Genomic DNA, 15,655 nt, shown 5'->3' with positions numbered 1-15,655 from the left:
GTGTTGGTGTAGACGGTGCCTGAAACGCGGCTAGCCGTGACGTTCTGCCAGGTCTGCCCATCACCCAAGCCCCGGGGCCGAGCCTCCAACGCTGAGATGTTTACGGCCAAGCCGGAAATATCGATATTTCCCTGGTTAACAGCGGCATTCCAGGCTTTTATGCACCACATGACGGCCAAGTTGCGAGGACGTGTTTCTGTCGCGGTTCTAACAACTCTCGATGCATCAAAATTGACAACGGAGAGCCGCCCGCCGGCGCCTTGGAAACCACCGGCATCGGCGGTTGCATAAAAAGCCCCGCTCGGCAGCGTCGGAGCGCTATCGTTACGCACCCCTCCCACGTTACCTAAAATGTTCTGCAGCGCATCATTCTGATAGCTACCAAGCACCCGCCCAGCATCAACGCCCCGCCCATGATCCCACCCCCGCAGAAACTCCCCCCGCGACTCAGGCAACCGGAAACTCCCCGCCCCCTCGCCTCCGGTATTGAAAGCAGTCCCCAGGTACGCCGCCAGATCCGGATAAGCCGCAGCGCTCTGCACACTGCCATCCACCTCCAGGAACCCCGCCGGCACCGTGCCCTTGGGAAACGGCACCATGGCCCCCACCGGCAAGGCCGACATGTTCTTCAGCAGCGCCTCGATCTCGGCCTTGGTGTAGGTCACCGACTTGGTATAGGCATCGGTAATCCCATACTCGGCCAGGGTGGTACGAATCTTCTCCGGCGGAATCGAATCGCGGACGATCTTCTGGATCGCCGCCAGCAGCTGATCATGCTCGGCTTCGGCCGGCTGCTTGCCTCCGGCTCGAATTACATTGAGCAGTTCATCAGTCACCGCATTCCCCCACTCGGAAGAAATCAATGAGCCGACTTGCCCCGTGACCGGGTTCTCATCGACAAACTTGCCATTGACCAGCCCGACACTGGCCACACTCTTTGGATAATCCACTCGTTCATCCTCTAGTCATAGTTGATGTACACCTGGGTATGTGCCGGCGTACTGCGATGGATCAGGCACTCCAGGGCGCTGCCCGGGTTCGTGCCAAAACGTTCGCCCCAATAGCTCGCGCCGAAGCGCCGGCCCAGTTGCAAGCGCCCGCCGGTATTGAGGGTCCACATGAAGTTCGCTCGCCAGGTGCCAAAGTGCGCCTGGCCGAAGCGTGAACGCCCCATACGCGGGGTGCTCTGTTCGCTGACGCTGGCGTTGGGGTAACCCTGACTGCGGGCGATCTCGACGAAATAGGCGGCGCGTTGGCTGCCGACGGCCAGCAAGCGCCGGCGCACCGCCAGGCGCCGGTCTTCGAACAGCGGGGCCAGGCCCAGGCAGGGATCGGGCAGGTCCATGACCTTTTCCCAATCGGCCACCAGTTCGCTGACGCCGGCCGGATCCATCTCGTTTTGCAGGTCCACGGCTCGGGCGTCGATGCGCGCCAGCTCCTGGGACAGGCCCAGCAACACTCGCTCAAGCTCCGGCACCCGCTCCGGATCCCAGGCCGGGCCACTGGGCAGCAGGCTGCGCAGTTGCTCCTGGTACTGGGCGGCACTTCTCAGGGCTGCCATTCACAACCTCCGAATACCAGCAGTTGGTTGTTTCCGGCAGGGACATCGGCCAACGGTGCCAGCAGCCGGTGATCCTGCTCACCGGTGGCGCTGCTGATGGCTTCGCGGACATGACTCAACAGCAGGCTCTGGCCAAGGCCGGCCTCACGGCTGTGCAGGTCGCGCAACTGGTCCTCGACCGCGGCACGCACCGCGCTGGTGTCGGGAGTCAGGCGCAGTTTGTAGGTCACCGGCTGCATCACCGGGGCCAGCACATACACCTGGGCCGTCACCGGACGCAGTGGCTCGATGTAGGCCGCCACCAACGCCAGTTGCTCAGCATTGGGAATGGGTTGCGCATCGTCGTCACGCATGACAAACAGGCCCACGGTGCCTGGCCCCAGATAATTGCGTCGGCACCAGGCACGGGTGATTCCTGGACATTCCAGGGCCCAGGTTTCGTAGTCGTCTGCCGAGCCGCCGTGGGGAATGATCCGGTATGAGCGGATCACCCGGGCCCGCAGGGACTCGAGGCTTTCCTTGGCCACACCTCCGGTCAGGCCCGGGGCCTGCACCGTGAACGGGTTGCTGATGCCCTGCACTGGCTGTACCGCGATCAGGCTCAGGCCGGCATCGGCATTGCCCAGGGCGCCACCATCGACCGCCTGGATCGTGGTGCGGTTGAGCCCAGCGCTGGTGGTGCGGGCCGCGGTCACCTTGTAACTGCGACCGTCGCTGCTCTGCAGCAGCGTGTCGACATCCAGCACCGCACCGGCCGCAGCAGTGAAACTGACGCTGCCAGTGGCCGCTTGAGCAGCTTTGCGTGGCTGGTTCAAGCGCAGGGCAGCGATGCGCTCCAGGGTCGACTCATCGGCCTGGTCCGGTAGGATCTGCTCGGCGATCCAATCCAGGTAGCCATACAGGCCAAAGGCGGCCCCGCTCAGGGTGCGGGCCAGCACTTGGGCATCGGACTGGCGCAGCGAATCGCTGGCCAGGTCGCTTTGGGTGCGCTGAATCAGCACCGGCAGCGAAGGCGTTTCAAACGGCATAGGTCACCTGCCAACTGTGAATGGGGTTGATGTCCAGGCGCTCACCGTCGGCCAGGATCAGCACCGTGCGCAGGTTCAGGCGCTGGGCATCGAGGCGTTCGCTGAGGATCTCGATCGCCTTGCAATGGCCATCGTCGATCAGCCACTGCAAGGCCTCACGGGCATAGAACTCGGCGTCGAGCTGGGTCTGCCGGGTCAGCTTGACCCGGCGTAGCAGCCACAGCCGCGAGCCGATACGGTCGTCGGCCACGCTGGGAAAGCTGTCGCCCCACCAGCCATAGCGCTGGTCGTCGTCCAGGGCGTCGTCATCGGCGGCGCGGCGCCAGGTGAACAGGCTGATTTCCACCGCTCGGGTCAGGGCGTTCTTCAGGTCATAGGTGGCAAACATGCTTAACCTCCCACCGGCGCGCCGGTCTGCCCCGGGCCGGGTTGCACGCCGCTGTGGACGTGGTTGATCTGGCTGATGCCGGCGGCAACCTGATCGCCCTGGGAGACGATCTTGCCGCTCATGCTCAGGGTCGGGCTGTCGATGGTGACGCCGCTGCTGGCGCGGATATTCAAGGTGGCGGTGTCGATGTCGATGACCCGCCCGCGCTTGAAGTGGATCTTGTCGCCCTCGTCGGTGTAGATCGCCACTTCACCGGCGGCCAGGGCCTTGAGGCGATAGCGCCGGTCGGCGACCACCAGCACCACCCCATGGGAGCGATCGCCGCCGAGGAAGGTGGCGATGCCCTCGGCGCCAGCCAGGGGGTTGCTGGTAAAACCGTAAGGCTCGAAATGCTCCATGTCGTCGTTGACCTCGCCGGCGGTGAGGCGCATTTGCAGCGATTGCAGTTTGTTGGCCGAGTGGGCGAGCACCACGGTGCCCCGCGCCAACAGGCGTGTCAGTAGGCTCATGCTGGGTTCCTTCGGAGGGTAGGAGCCGGCTTGCCGGCGAACGGGGATTGCGCGGTTTCAGGCCTTGGGCGAGCCGGGGTTGGCGTCAAAGGTCTGCGGCGGCGCCACCTGCAAGGTGGTGATGGAACCCCGGTCGGACAGCGACCAGGTGACCTTGGAGATCAGCATGTCCTGGTCGAAACCCAGCACCGGGTCGATGACCCGCACCAAAGTGTTGTGTCGCCACAAATCACCATTGCTCTGGCGCCAGCCCTGCACCTGATAGGTGGTGGTCAGCGCCTTGCCGGTGCGGGTGCCGCACTCCCAGTCAGCCCGCTGCTGAGCCAGTTCGACACTCAGTTGCGCCGCTTCGTTGATCACCGTCACTCGCTTGCGCGGGGCGCTGGTATCGCTGGACTGGCCGGACACCTCGCAGACCGCGACACCGCTGCTCTGGTCGCTGCCCTTGTGCTGGCCGATCACCCGGTACTCGGAAAACACCGCGGAAAAGTCCATCGGCGCATTGGCCGAGAGAATGTTCTTGCCCAGCTCCAGCGCATCGCCGGCACGCCCGCCGCTGCCTGGTGCCGCCAACAGCAGGTAGCCGTCGGCATCATCGGTGGAGAACACCCGGTACAAGGTCAGCAAACGGTCGATGGAGGCGAACACTGTCTCCCCGGGCACGATGCTGTGGGTGTGCAACTTGCTGGTGGGTGCAATCTCGCTGCGCACTCCCACGCCGTAAGAGCCGGCCAGGGCGCGGACGATACTCAGCACATCCTGCTGGCGCCACTGGCTCGGCCGGTTGATCGCCGCGCAATCCACCAGATCCTGGGTCAGGGAGCTGCCCTGGATGCTCAGGCTGATCTGCTTGCCGTCGTAGCTCACCGGCGCCTGGTAGACATGCCCGGTGAGCACCAGGTCGCAACCGATGCGCACCTGGCAGCGAGCGCCCGGGCGGATCCGTACCTGCCCATCCTGCCCCGGCCATTGCCAGGTGATGTTGAGGCTGAAGGTGCGGAACTGGCGCTCCAGGTCCGCCGTGATCTCCACGCTTTTCCAGCCGCTGTAGTCCAGCCCGTCCACCGTCAGGGTGACGATATTTGCCAGTTCGTCCATGGATCACTCCCGCGCAATCTGCAGATCGGCCGGCGGCAGGAAGCCCGGATGGGCCACCCGGTTGCGCTGCACCACTTCGCCGACCCGCGTCGCATCGGCAAACCGCTCATAGGCCAGGACCAGCGCCGGCATGCTGCTTTTGGGGCTGAGGCTGACCAGCCGCACACCCGATGAAGCCACCGCATTGAGGTGGCCCTGCAACTGCTGACGCAGGGTGTTGAGCGCCTGGTAGTGCACGGGCTCGGCCTTGAGCGCAGCTTGCCAGATCACTTCGTTGAGCTGGTCGCGCAGGGCCAGTACATCGTCAGCCACTGGTACCTCCAGGCGCTGCACTGGTTGGCTGGCCTGCTGAGCCAGGGGCGGCGTGCTTTTGAGCTGTACCACCGGGGTGGCTACCGGCAAGGCCGACACCAACCGGGCGATCTGCACCAGCAGCGCATCCTGGACCAGGTTCGCCACCGCCTCGGCCGCTGCCGTGGTGTCCTTGCCGGTGGTCAGCTTCGGTGCATCGATGCGCCTGGCCGCCTCCACCTGCTGGGAAATATCGGCGAGCATCTGCCGATAGCCGGTACGGGCAAAATCCTTGAGCCCGCGCACATCCTCCAGCAACCCCTTGAACTCCGTGCTCAGCTCCTTGGGTATTTCCTTGACCGCCTTGACCAGGGTGTTGAGGTCGCCATAGAACTCGATCAGCGGCTTGAACTCGTGTTCGATCACCGCGTAGACCTCGGTCAATCCCTTGCGCAGCGAATCCACGCCGATCCGCGCCTGCTTGATCAGGTGGGTGGCGAACTCGAAACGCAGCAGCGCCGAGCCCAGCAAGGTATCGCTGGCCACCAGCACCTGCTGCTGGGTGTTGACCACCGCCGAAGGAAAGCGCAGCGGCAGGTCCGGGTAGAACTTCAGGCTGAAGGTCACCAGGCCGCCGTCCTGGCGGCTCTGGGTCATCTCGCACTCGCCGACCTTGACCTGCATCCGTCCAAGCCACGGATGCACCAGCTCGCCGCTGCCCTCCTCCAGGGCCTTGAGCAACTGGTCGCGCTGCTCCAGGCAATCGCTGCCGACAATAAAGGCCGTCAGGTCATGGACTTTCGCCTGCTGGCCCAGCCCTTCGAAAAATGGCTGGTCGCGCTGCGGGTATTCATGCAACTGGCCTTTTTGCCCCACCGGGGTTTTCGCCTGGTCGACCCAGAAGGGCACGCCGCGAAAGGATGCGGGCAACAAACGATCACGCCAGTTATCCGCCATGGGAACCTCCTAGGGAAAGTGAGCGATAGCCCAGAGTCGAAGCGATGTTCAAACCCGGTTGATTGGTCGTGGCCTGTTCGGCGCGCAGGCCAGCCGGGGCGTTTTCGAAACGCAGGGTCAAACCGCCTTCGAGTTGGGTGCGGTTGTTGGCGGCGTTGTGCTGGATCAGGGCACTGGAGCTCTGGGTCAGCGAGCTGCCCTGGGTGGCGGCAAAGGGTGAGGCCAGCCCGCCTGTACCCTCGGCATTGATCTGCTTTTGCGCCTCGGTAAAGCCTTCGACCTTGCCGGTGACAGTGGCAATCAGCCCGCCGAAGCCGCCCTCGAACAGCTCCTTGATCGGCACCATCAGTGCTTGAAGCTTGCTCCACAGCCCGGAAAACCAATCGGCGATGGGCGCCCAGTGGGTCATGATCAGCTCCATCGGCGACCAGTCGAACAGGGCTTCAATAACCTTCCTGATCGAGTCGATACCCGGTTGCAGCTCGGCCCAGACCGAACTGAAAAAGCCCGTGACCGCACCCCAGTTGTTGTAGAGCATCCCCAGCGGGGAAAAGTCGAACAGGGTTTGCAGAACCTTCTTGACCCCGTCGATACCCGGTTGCAGCGCCGCCCAGATCGAACCGAAGAAGCCCGTGACCGCGCCCCAGTTGTTGTAGAGCAGCACCGATGGGGAATAGTCGAACAGCGTCTGCAACACCGTCTTGATCGCCTGAATGCCCGTTTGCAACACAGCCCAAATCGACGCGAAGAAGCCGCTGACAGCCCCCCAGCTCTGGGTGATCAGGTCCATCGGCACCCATTCGAACAGGCCTTTCAGAAAGGCCATCGCCGGCACCGTCAAGGCCTTGAGGGACTCCCAGATAGAGGCGAACAGCCCCGTCAGCCCAGCCCAGTTATCGATGATCAGTCCCAGAGGCGACCAGGAGAACAGCTCCTTGAGGAAGCCGAACACCGAGGCCGTCATCGCCTTGATACTGTCCCAGAGCCCGGCAAAGAACGCCGTGATCGCCCCCCAGTTGCCAATCAGCATGCCCAGGGGCGTCCAGCTGAACAGGGTGCTCAGCACCTCCATCGCCTGCGCCGCGAAGCGCTTCACACCTTCCCAGAGGCTGACAAAAAAGGCCGAGATCGGCGTCCAGTTGGCAATGATCACCCCGGCGGCCAGAGCAATGCCCATGGCGATCAACATCACCGGGTTGGCCTTGGCCACGGCGCCCATCAGGTCGAGCACCTGGGTCGCACCGGTCACGGCGGTTTGCATCGCCGAGAAGGCGATGGCACCCATCGCCAGTCCTTCGACCAGCTTCGGGTTCTCGTCGAGCAGCGTGCCCACGCTGTTGAGCATGGGCTCCAGGCCGACCACCAGCGCCCCCACCGCCGGCACCAGCGCAGCATCAATGGCCGAGGACACCTTGGCCATCGACTGACTGAATACATTCATGCCTTTGGCCGCGTCGGCCGGCGCACTGGAATCGCCGACCTCGGTCAGCTTGCCCTTGAACGCATCGCAGGCTTTGATCCCGTCCAGAAACGGGGTGATCAGGCTGCCGCCCTTGAACAGGCCGCTGATGTCCAGCTTGCCCAGCCCGGTCTGCTCAAGTTTTTTCCTGAAAGAGTCGACCTTGCCTTGAAGGGCGACCAGTTTGGGTGACAGTTCGTCGATGCCGGTCAACAGCACCGACTTCTTCTCTACGGTTTGTGTCTCTGCCATCACTGCACCTGCTGCATCGCATTGATCCGTTGCGCGTGCTCCAGGGATTCGCGGAGCACATCCAGTGGCCTGGCCATCATCTGTTCGGGGTCAACCTTCCAGAACCAGGCCAGGTCATAGGCGACAGCGATCAGGTCGGCGATGGCTGCGATGCCGCACTCATGAAAAAACTCGCCACCGCCCAGCTCAGGGCGTTGAGGTCCACCAGGTCCAGCTGGTTCACCGAGGACGGTGGAATGCCGGCGCAGACCGCGATGTACTTGGCCGCGACATCCATGTCGAGGCTGACCTCTTCGCTCTTGTCGATCTTGTACGGCAGCGCCTTGATCGCCCGCACTTCCTGCACCGTCGGGCGGCGCAGGGCGAGTTCGGCCAGGGGCTCGCCGTGGGCCTCGATGGGCACCTGCAGCTTCACCAGGTTGCTCATTGCCAGGTCCCCTTCTGCCCTTCGAAGTTCAGCTCGATGCTGGCGTCGTCGCCCTTGGCCACCGGCTCATCCACCAGGTAGGCGCCGGCCAGCACGTAGACCTTGCCGTTGGCGAACTCGCAGGTGACGGTCATGTCGACGCCTTCGATCAGTGGCTTGAGCGGAAAGTCCGGGGTGTGCAGCGCGGTGACTTTGAACGACGGGGTGAGGTCGGTTTCCTTGTAGAAACCCGGAACCACGGTTTCCCGCTTGACGGCCATCAGCGGCGCTTCGCAGCCGCCGCTGATGGTCAGTTGGGCGCCGTCCACTTTGACGTAGCAGGTGCCCGCGATCAGTTGACCCATGATGTTTCTCCCAAAAAATAAGCCCGCTCATGGCGGGCTGAAAAAGCGTATTGATGCAGGTCCGGCTCAGGCCGCCGCGTCGTACTGCAGGCGGAATTGGTTGAGCAGCGCGAACACCCGCAGGCCGTTGATGTAGTCCGGCGGGAACAGCACGTTGACCCGGCTCGGGTCCTGCACGTCGCGTTCGACGATCAGGTGCTCGGCGAACAGCTCGGCGTTCTCCACATGGCCTTCCAGCTCCAGCTTGGCGTACTGGGCGATCAGCTCACCGCGAATGGTGCTCGGAGTGACGATCGGCTGGCCGGCGCCGAAGCGGGTGCCGTCGGCGGCCAGCTTGTGGCGTCCGTACTTGCTGGTGATCACGCTTTGCAGGCGACGCACGATGAACGCCGACTGGTGCATGGTTTCGCTGTCCAGGTAAGAGTTGTCGGCCTGGCCGTAGGCGTTCTTTTGGTAGGTGGTGATGGCCCGCTGAATGCGCATATAGCCGCCTTCGTAGTAGGCGGTGGCGATGCCGTAGTTCAGCAGCGACTGGCGTTCGGTCAAGGTGAAGCGCTCGCTGGCCGGCGCCGGATCGACGCCCGGCAGGCTGCCGCTCTGGGTCGGACGGCTGGCGTCGGCGGAGATGAACACCGAGGTCCGCGCCGCCAGGGCCGCGGCCTGGACCCACACCGGTTGCGGCACGCCGTTTTCCAGGGCCTGAAGGGTGATGTGCTGGTCGTTGCGTGCCTGACCGGCCGCCACCAGGGTGCCGACGGTGCCGCGCTTGGCGCTGTAGACATGGCCGAACAGCTGCTTGGCCCAGGACCAGCGACCGGTGCTGTCATCCATGACGGCTTGCCAGGCATTCAGGCTGGCGGTGTCGGTCCAGGGCATGCAGATGAACTCGAACGGCTCGTCGCCCAGGGCGGCCAGCGCCGCGACCTGATCCGGTACACCGGTGCCACCGGCCATCTTGCCCAGCACCAGGGTCAGGCCCGCCGGAGTCTGTTCGCCATTGCTCTTGCCCAGGCGATTGAGTTGCAGGCTGATGTCGTTGCCGCTGTCGCCGGTCCACTTGGCGTTCAGGGTCACAGTGCCCTCGACGGCGGTCGCAGTCACCGGCAGATCCAGCGCCGCGTTGACCTTCAAGGCCAGGGCGCTGGCCGCCTGGACCGCAGTGGTGCCGCTGACGATGGACGCCTGCACCCGCACACCGCCCACGTAGAGGTTGAGCAAGCCGCTTTCACTGGCAGCGCCGGTGATCTTCACTTCGGCCTTGGCCACGCTGCCTTCAGTGCTGTGCAGCGGCAGGCACCAGATCTCGCCCACCGGGTCGGTCTTGCGCCAGGTTTCGTACATCGAAGCAAGCATCGAACCTTGCCCACCAATGCTCTTGGCCAGGGCCACGCTGGACACCAGCACCAGCTTGCCGAGGTCGTCACCAGTCTGGTTGTCATTGACTTGGGCGACGATCAGCCGGCGCATGGCCGAAGACGCGCTATTGGCCGCAGAGTTGTCCATCTCGGCGTAGAACAGCGGTACACGGATGTCCGCCGGGATATTGCTGAAACCGATCGCCATTATTTGGCTCCTTGAGATTTCGCCGCTTTCACGGCTTTGCTAGTGATATCGCCATCGGCCAGGCGGCGACGCCACCAGGCGTTGTCTGGCACTTCACGGCCCTCTGCCGGCAGCAGATCGCCTGCTTGCGGATCGGGTACGGCACGGCCGGCAACCGGCAGCACGATGATGCGTTTGCTCATTGCTTCAGCTCTCCTGAGAAAGTCAGCTCCAGGCGCCCGTCGGGCCCCGGGCGTTGCAGATTGGGGTCCGCCGGATCGATGGCATCGACCCGCACCGTGACCCCGGTAAAGGACGGCAAGCCGTCGAGTTCACGCTCATGCCAGGTTTCCGCCGGCTGGCTGGGCAGGTTGCGGCCCAGCTGGAACTCGGCGAAAAAGCGCAGGCGGTAGAGCAGGCGGGTGGCGTCGAGGGACAGCAGTTCGCCGCCGTCGTACTGGATCGGGTTGTATTCGGGACCGGGCTTGAAGCCGACCAGGGCGCGCCAGACTTCGGCACGCATGTCGTGGAGTTGGTCCAGGGCTTGTTGTGGGTTGGTGGCGTCGAGAAGCAGGACGACTTCGAAGCAGTCGCGGATGGTTAAAGCGGCAGTGTTTTGAGTGGTATTACGAATCGCCCGATCAGCCAAGGGCAGGACATAAGCTAAGGGGGGGAACAGCGCACCACTACCTTCAAGAGTAGGCAGATCAATACTGACCATCAGCAAATTAAAATTGCTGGAACAACAAACTTTCAGTTGATTAAAGACTGGTGTTGACTTCACGTGGAACTCCACCAATTGTGATGGATCTGGCGGAAAGGTTCTGGATGGTGATTTCAACCATCAGATAGGCTCAGATCAAATTGAATTGCGGCAACCAGCAGTCAGTTCCCGAGAAAACTAGTCGTGATACTTTCCGCCAAAGGCTGAGAAACACCTATTCAAAGCAGACAGCAGTCCAACAAACGAACTAGCTAAACATCTGACCAGGTTTAAAAAAAGCTCAAATATTCAGAATTGGCATCGCTGGGAGATCATAAAAAACCGCCCCAGGGATACCACTTGGAAACATACCGGACGGAGCATCCATAAAAGATTCCAGATACAACGAAGGAACTCCAGAAGATGCCCAGCCCAGGCCGACTTCGGTAACAACAGAAACTTGCCCACGATTGGTATTTACAACTCCAAAAAAACTGTAAGGCAAAATTCCGATAGCAACATACTGACCGTTCTGCACCGAACTAAACTTATAATGATAAAGGTCATCACGACCATTAACATATGGACTTCCTCCGACTCTCATCCAGTCAGTTGTTTTTCCGGAAACCTCTCCAGAGAAGGTCAGCATCCGCCGGCCTGCATCAAACACTTTGTTGCCGCCTTCGTTGAAAACTGACAAGGTCCATTGTTCACCAGAAGGGAGGTCTGTAGCATAAACCTGCCATTGCAAGGAGATGACTGCGGTTCTCACACGGACCGAAAAACCAGACCATGCTCCTGGTACGCCAATAGCCGTAACCCCACCGATTTTCCCGCCTCCTGTCCATTGAGATGCACAGATGACAGGCGGACTATTTGAAGTTATCAAAAAAGAAAATTTGATATCAGTAACACCAACGCCACAAACAGTTACTCCCGATGTAGCCAATGAATAATTCAGAAATTTAGAATCAACCAGCATGTCTCCGTCAGTATTTTTTATAATTATTCCGAAGCTCATAATTTAACCACCAAAATCAACTCACTAGGACACAAATATGCTGGTCGGTAGTACCATGCATAGCTCCATACGATTTGACCATCCAAGAGATAGACCGAAACACCTACCTGCCCAGGAAGGCCTTTAGGTATTGAGTAAACGTAAGCATTATGAGGCCCATACCCAGGTACCAACTTGCTACCGGCCTCAATCTGACCAACCGAGAATCGCTCTACCACACGCAAAGCCCGACCGGTCATCGAATTTATGAGAGTTCCTTGGGAGTCAAATGTCGCCAGTCCGAAACTCATGCGCTCAAGTCTCCTATCTGTACACGCATCTTCCCAGCAAGATCGAAAACCTTGATTGCACGATTCGTTACCATCAAGCGCCCACCACCTGGTACCGAGCCGTTAAACTCAAGTTTCCCCATCTTGTCTAGACGCCAACCCTGCACATTTTCAACAAAGTCATCCGACTGAATATATTTACCGATCATGGCGTTCGTAATTGTCCCACTCTTGATAAAGGCGGTATCAATATAAGCAGCACCATCTTGAATGACGAATGGAGAGTAGATTTTATTAGAGTTCGGATCAACCACGGCAAATCGATTGGCCGCTATTAGTACTTGGCTAGTAATGTGACCTTTCTTGTTCTCAACCCCAACACCAATACCTGCCAAATAGGGTGTTCCGTCAACGGTAAGTTGGGTCTTGACCGAGTACATAGCTGCGAGTTCGGTTTTCAACGCATCAACTTCAACCTGAGCGCCTCCGCCTGAGTCGATCTTTTCCAGCAAGTGCTGGCTCAACTGAGTCTCGGTGATCTGGTCATTGAGGTAATCCAGAATCGGACCAGCATCAGCCGAAGACTGGCCCGTCACAGGCCCAAAGAACGCTCCCACGTTACCGATGCGATCCACCAAACGAGCCCAAAAGAAAAACCGCACGCCGGCAGCCAACCCCATGATCGTCAGATCCGTCTGCGGATAAGCGTAATCACCAAACTTGCTAGCCGTTCCGACGTCATTGGTCTGGCTGTACCAGATCTCGGTTCGCTGCAGATCCGCAGTGACAACACCCGCCGGAATGCCCCACTTCAACTTGATGCCAAACACAATCGACTCGGCGGTGAACGACGCCACCACCGGCGGGGGCGTGGTCTTGCCATTGAGTACGGTCTCAGTGGAAGTCGCGAACACCGAGCCAATATCCAGCGAATTGATCGCTCGCACCTTGGCCACATAACGACCGGCATAGATCCCGCTGACTTCAATCGAGGTCGCGCCAGTACGCCCGGCGAACACCCACTCACCCTCGTTCTTGCGCCAGTACACCTCGTAAGCAATTGCGTTTTCAGGTCGATCCCATTCAATGGTCATGACACTGACCGCGGTGCCCTGGTCGACAAAGTGATCATTGCTCAGTCGCACATTGCTCGGCGGTCGCTGCACACTCGGCGGAATCACCGTCACCGGGGGGTGCTCGATCCGCGCGCCGTTATCAATCGCCTCAAACTTGCTGGCTACGTGCTTGACCGCGCTGATGCTGTATTTGATGGCGTCATCGCTGAAGTCTTCAGCCACTGACAGCACCCGGAATTGTTGGGCTGCCAAGGTCGGCGAGTCGATCGCCCACATCGATTGCTCTGGCGGCAGCGCCTCCAGCTTCTTCTCCAGCACCACTCGCTGGACTTCAGCAGGAAAGCCGGTGGTATCGAAGGTTATGTCGCCGTTGTCCCAGGTGATCCCGGTGCTGTCCCAGGTCAGTGGATACCCCACCGACTTGATCAGCCGCGAGATGGCCTTGCCAGTGGACATGATCAGGGTGACGGTATCGCCCGGATAGGCCTTCACATCGGCGTCGAGCACCAGGGTATCCAAGGTCGCAGAACGCAGTCGCCCGCCAATCCTGCGCCCTGCCCTGTCGTTGTCCGCCACCCGGATGATCTGCCCCGGACGCGCCAGGGTGCCATCCAGGCCCACGGCGAAACTCACGCTTTCGGTTTCCAGGCGGTTGGTCAGCAGCGCCCATTTGCCAATGCGCTGGGCCTGGGCCTGGGAGGTGCAGCCGGTGGCGGTGATTTCGGTCTGTTGCACACCGTAGCGGGCTATGCCTTCGGGGTCATCGACGTACTGCACCTTCTGCCGGTAGAAGTCCGCCGGGTCGTTCCAACTGACCAGGGCCACGCTGAAGCGGGTTTTCTTCGCCGAGCCGCCGTAGACGAACTTGCCATCAACCACGTTGGCGTTGCTGTAGGTGTACACCGGGTCTTCGGGCATATCGGCCACGGCCATTACCGAGCCGGCACCCCAATAGGCCATGCCACGGAAGGTGGTGGCCAGGTCCTGTAGCACTTTCAGGGCGTCGGCGCGCACCGACAGGTAGAGGTTGCAGGTGAAACGTGGCTCGGTACCGCCCTTACCGTCGGAGACCGGTTGGTCGCAGTACTGACCGATGCGGTACAGCTCCCACTTGTCGACCTGGGCAGCGTTGAGCAAATGCCCCAGGCCATAGCGCTGGTGCAGCAGCAGGTCGTAGTAGATCCAGGCCGGGTTGTCGGTCCAGGCCGACTTGAAGGTGCCATCCCAGACGCCGCTGTAGATCCGGGTCTGCGGGTCGTAGTTGCTGGGCACACGAATGATCCGCCCCTGCAGTTCGAAGGAACGGGTTGGAATGGATTGGAACTGCGAGGCATCGAATTGCAGGCCGATAATCGCTGAACCCGGGTAGCGCAACTTGGCATCGATCACATCGGTGATGGACTCGACGCTGGTGGTGTCGGCAATCGCACCGCTGCTGGAGTTTGGCGTCAGGCGCCGCACACGAACCGTCCAGCCGGCAGTGGCCGTCGGCAGGTCAACGCGATGGGAGCGCTCGTACTTGCTCGAGGTCTTGCCACTGAAGGCCGCTTGCAGCACTTCCACGAAGGCACCGCCATCGGTGGAGAGGTCAATGGCATAGCGCACCGTATAGCCATTGGTGTCGCCGTTGCTGGTATTGGTCTGCGCCAGCCGCGAGACCGCCAGGCGAATGCGCACCGCCGACAACTGCAGGTTGGTGATGGCCTTGCTCCAGGGCTGATCGCTGCGCAACTCAACGGCCACCGAAGACTCGTTTTCCACCGCCGGAAATCCCGGGATGTAGGTCTGGTCCTGGCTGCCATTACGGACATCAAGGGTGACCCCGGAGAAGTTCAGGCTGCCGTCGGCGTTGGCCAGGGGCGTCTCGTTGAGAAACACAGAGCGCTTGCCGTTCTTCAAGCCCAGGATCTCGCCTTCGCTGACGAGGTCGAGGATCCGAGCATAAGCCGTGCTTTGCAGGCTGTCTGGCGCCTCCACGGAGGGACGGGGCTTGGAGCCGCCGCCTTTGCTGCCAGCGAGATTGAGATCAGTCATGACTTTCCTTCAGGCGAAATAAGGCCCGCGCAACGGCAGGCTGATGAAAGACGGATGTGTTTAGAGTTGGTCTTGGGCGTAGATGCACGCGCTGATCACCGCGCTGCCGACAGTCAATTGGCCGTACAGCAAACCCACTGGATTACCCTGAGCACTGATATTGGCTGGGCCATTGAAGCTGTAGCTGGGACGGTTTTCCGGACGGTCCTGGGCACCCAGCCCCTTGGCCTGAGGAGCCAGCATCTGCATTGCACCGCCGATCATCAGGGCTGCCCCCATCTGATAAAGAAACGGGGAAGATCCCGCCAGGGGGGTAAACGACAAGACAAATGCTGCCGCCACCAGTACCGCACCAACGATGGTTTGCAAGCCGCCAGCCCGTTTAGAACCGCAGATCACCGGCACAATGCGAATCGTTTCCTTACCGGTAGGCCGCTCCAGGTCTTCTTCGGCCAGGTTCTCTCGCCCCTTGAATACGGCAAACCGCAACCCTTTCTCGGCACTCCCCATCATGTAACGTTCAAAGCCCGGAAACTGCCGAAAATAGCTCATCACATCCTTGAAGCCCCCTGCCGTGGTCACTCGATGCTCACGGCCAAACAGACGTGCCAATGAGCCTGACAACAGCACGGTTTGCATTTTTTGTTGCTCTATCGCCAAGCCCATGGGTCTCTCCAGGCAATAAAAAACCCGCAT

General features: G+C 61.0%; 15 protein-coding genes and 1 pseudogene. All 16 read right to left on the bottom strand.

Annotation, left to right across the window (positions count from 1 at the left end):
* Positions 1-118 precede the first annotated feature (118 nt).
* Positions 119-950 (bottom strand): annotated as a pseudogene (locus tag U873_RS0107775) (phage tail protein); the annotation flags it as partial.
* A gap of 11 nt (positions 951-961) precedes the next feature.
* A complete protein-coding gene (locus U873_RS0107770; protein WP_025127707.1) occupies positions 962-1,561 on the bottom strand; it encodes a YmfQ family protein in 600 nt (199 codons plus the stop codon).
* Positions 1,549-2,589, bottom strand: a complete 1,041-nt coding sequence (locus tag U873_RS0107765) for a baseplate J/gp47 family protein (RefSeq protein ID WP_025127706.1) — start codon at positions 2,587-2,589, stop codon at positions 1,549-1,551. The genes U873_RS0107770 and U873_RS0107765 overlap by 13 nt, the downstream gene beginning before the upstream one ends.
* Positions 2,579-2,977: a phage GP46 family protein gene (locus tag U873_RS0107760; protein ID WP_025127705.1), complete on the bottom strand. Its 399-nt coding sequence runs from the start codon at positions 2,975-2,977 to the stop codon at positions 2,579-2,581. Before U873_RS0107760 ends, U873_RS0107765 begins: the two co-directional genes overlap by 11 nt.
* Positions 2,978-2,979: 2 nt before the next feature.
* Positions 2,980-3,486, bottom strand: a complete 507-nt coding sequence (locus U873_RS0107755) for a phage baseplate assembly protein V (RefSeq protein ID WP_025127704.1) — start codon at positions 3,484-3,486, stop codon at positions 2,980-2,982.
* Positions 3,487-3,543: 57 nt separating this feature from the next.
* Positions 3,544-4,584: a phage baseplate assembly protein gene (locus U873_RS0107750; RefSeq protein WP_025127703.1), complete on the bottom strand. Its 1,041-nt coding sequence runs from the start codon at positions 4,582-4,584 to the stop codon at positions 3,544-3,546.
* A 3-nt stretch (positions 4,585-4,587) separates the two neighbouring features.
* On the bottom strand, positions 4,588-5,832 hold the full coding sequence (locus U873_RS0107745) for a DNA circularization protein (protein ID WP_025127702.1): 1,245 nt from the start codon (positions 5,830-5,832) through the stop codon (positions 4,588-4,590).
* Positions 5,822-7,543, bottom strand: coding sequence for a hypothetical protein (locus tag U873_RS0107740; RefSeq protein WP_025127701.1), 1,722 nt, complete (start codon positions 7,541-7,543; stop codon positions 5,822-5,824). Before U873_RS0107740 ends, U873_RS0107745 begins: the two co-directional genes overlap by 11 nt.
* Before the next feature lie 130 nt (positions 7,544-7,673).
* Positions 7,674-7,970, bottom strand: coding sequence for a phage tail assembly protein (locus U873_RS0107730; protein WP_025127700.1), 297 nt, complete (start codon positions 7,968-7,970; stop codon positions 7,674-7,676).
* On the bottom strand, positions 7,967-8,314 hold the full coding sequence (locus tag U873_RS0107725) for a phage tail tube protein (protein WP_025127699.1): 348 nt from the start codon (positions 8,312-8,314) through the stop codon (positions 7,967-7,969). Before U873_RS0107725 ends, U873_RS0107730 begins: the two co-directional genes overlap by 4 nt.
* Before the next feature lie 66 nt (positions 8,315-8,380).
* Complete coding sequence (locus tag U873_RS0107720) at positions 8,381-9,877, bottom strand: phage tail sheath subtilisin-like domain-containing protein (protein WP_025127698.1); 1,497 nt, start codon at positions 9,875-9,877, stop codon at positions 8,381-8,383.
* Positions 9,877-10,059, bottom strand: coding sequence for a DUF2635 domain-containing protein (locus U873_RS0107715; protein ID WP_025127697.1), 183 nt, complete (start codon positions 10,057-10,059; stop codon positions 9,877-9,879). Before U873_RS0107715 ends, U873_RS0107720 begins: the two co-directional genes overlap by 1 nt.
* Complete coding sequence (locus U873_RS0107710; protein WP_025127696.1) at positions 10,056-10,640, bottom strand: hypothetical protein; 585 nt, start codon at positions 10,638-10,640, stop codon at positions 10,056-10,058. The genes U873_RS0107715 and U873_RS0107710 overlap by 4 nt, the downstream gene beginning before the upstream one ends.
* A 220-nt stretch (positions 10,641-10,860) precedes the next feature.
* Complete coding sequence (locus U873_RS36600) at positions 10,861-11,580, bottom strand: hypothetical protein (RefSeq protein ID WP_157838067.1); 720 nt, start codon at positions 11,578-11,580, stop codon at positions 10,861-10,863.
* A 286-nt stretch (positions 11,581-11,866) separates the two neighbouring features.
* Positions 11,867-14,959, bottom strand: a complete 3,093-nt coding sequence (locus tag U873_RS0107700) for a host specificity protein J (RefSeq protein WP_025127695.1) — start codon at positions 14,957-14,959, stop codon at positions 11,867-11,869.
* 60 nt (positions 14,960-15,019) lie between these two features.
* On the bottom strand, positions 15,020-15,625 hold the full coding sequence (locus tag U873_RS0107695) for a tail assembly protein (protein WP_029978237.1): 606 nt from the start codon (positions 15,623-15,625) through the stop codon (positions 15,020-15,022).
* Positions 15,626-15,655 lie beyond the last annotated feature (30 nt).

The sequence above is a fragment of the Pseudomonas sp. PH1b genome (genome assembly GCF_000633395.1).
GTDB lineage: Bacteria > Pseudomonadota > Gammaproteobacteria > Pseudomonadales > Pseudomonadaceae > Aquipseudomonas.
This window is presented reverse-complemented; position numbering and strand designations above follow the sequence as displayed.

What these genes read in the sequence shown, in the direction of transcription:
- U873_RS0107695 (WP_029978237.1), bottom strand. Translation starts at nt 15,625, where the DNA reads ATGGGCTTGGCGATAGAGCAACAAAAAATGCAAACCGTGCTGTTGTCA.
- U873_RS0107725 (WP_025127699.1), bottom strand. Translation starts at nt 8,314, where the DNA reads ATGGGTCAACTGATCGCGGGCACCTGCTACGTCAAAGTGGACGGCGCC.
- U873_RS0107740 (WP_025127701.1), bottom strand. Translation starts at nt 7,543, where the DNA reads ATGGCAGAGACACAAACCGTAGAGAAGAAGTCGGTGCTGTTGACCGGC.
- U873_RS0107730 (WP_025127700.1), bottom strand. Translation starts at nt 7,970, where the DNA reads ATGAGCAACCTGGTGAAGCTGCAGGTGCCCATCGAGGCCCACGGCGAG.
- U873_RS0107760 (WP_025127705.1), bottom strand. Translation starts at nt 2,977, where the DNA reads ATGTTTGCCACCTATGACCTGAAGAACGCCCTGACCCGAGCGGTGGAA.
- U873_RS0107715 (WP_025127697.1), bottom strand. Translation starts at nt 10,059, where the DNA reads ATGAGCAAACGCATCATCGTGCTGCCGGTTGCCGGCCGTGCCGTACCC.
- U873_RS0107750 (WP_025127703.1), bottom strand. Translation starts at nt 4,584, where the DNA reads ATGGACGAACTGGCAAATATCGTCACCCTGACGGTGGACGGGCTGGAC.
- U873_RS0107755 (WP_025127704.1), bottom strand. Translation starts at nt 3,486, where the DNA reads ATGAGCCTACTGACACGCCTGTTGGCGCGGGGCACCGTGGTGCTCGCC.
- U873_RS36600 (WP_157838067.1), bottom strand. Translation starts at nt 11,580, where the DNA reads ATGAGCTTCGGAATAATTATAAAAAATACTGACGGAGACATGCTGGTT.
- U873_RS0107700 (WP_025127695.1), bottom strand. Translation starts at nt 14,959, where the DNA reads ATGACTGATCTCAATCTCGCTGGCAGCAAAGGCGGCGGCTCCAAGCCC.
- U873_RS0107765 (WP_025127706.1), bottom strand. Translation starts at nt 2,589, where the DNA reads ATGCCGTTTGAAACGCCTTCGCTGCCGGTGCTGATTCAGCGCACCCAA.
- U873_RS0107720 (WP_025127698.1), bottom strand. Translation starts at nt 9,877, where the DNA reads ATGGCGATCGGTTTCAGCAATATCCCGGCGGACATCCGTGTACCGCTG.
- U873_RS0107770 (WP_025127707.1), bottom strand. Translation starts at nt 1,561, where the DNA reads ATGGCAGCCCTGAGAAGTGCCGCCCAGTACCAGGAGCAACTGCGCAGC.
- U873_RS0107745 (WP_025127702.1), bottom strand. Translation starts at nt 5,832, where the DNA reads ATGGCGGATAACTGGCGTGATCGTTTGTTGCCCGCATCCTTTCGCGGC.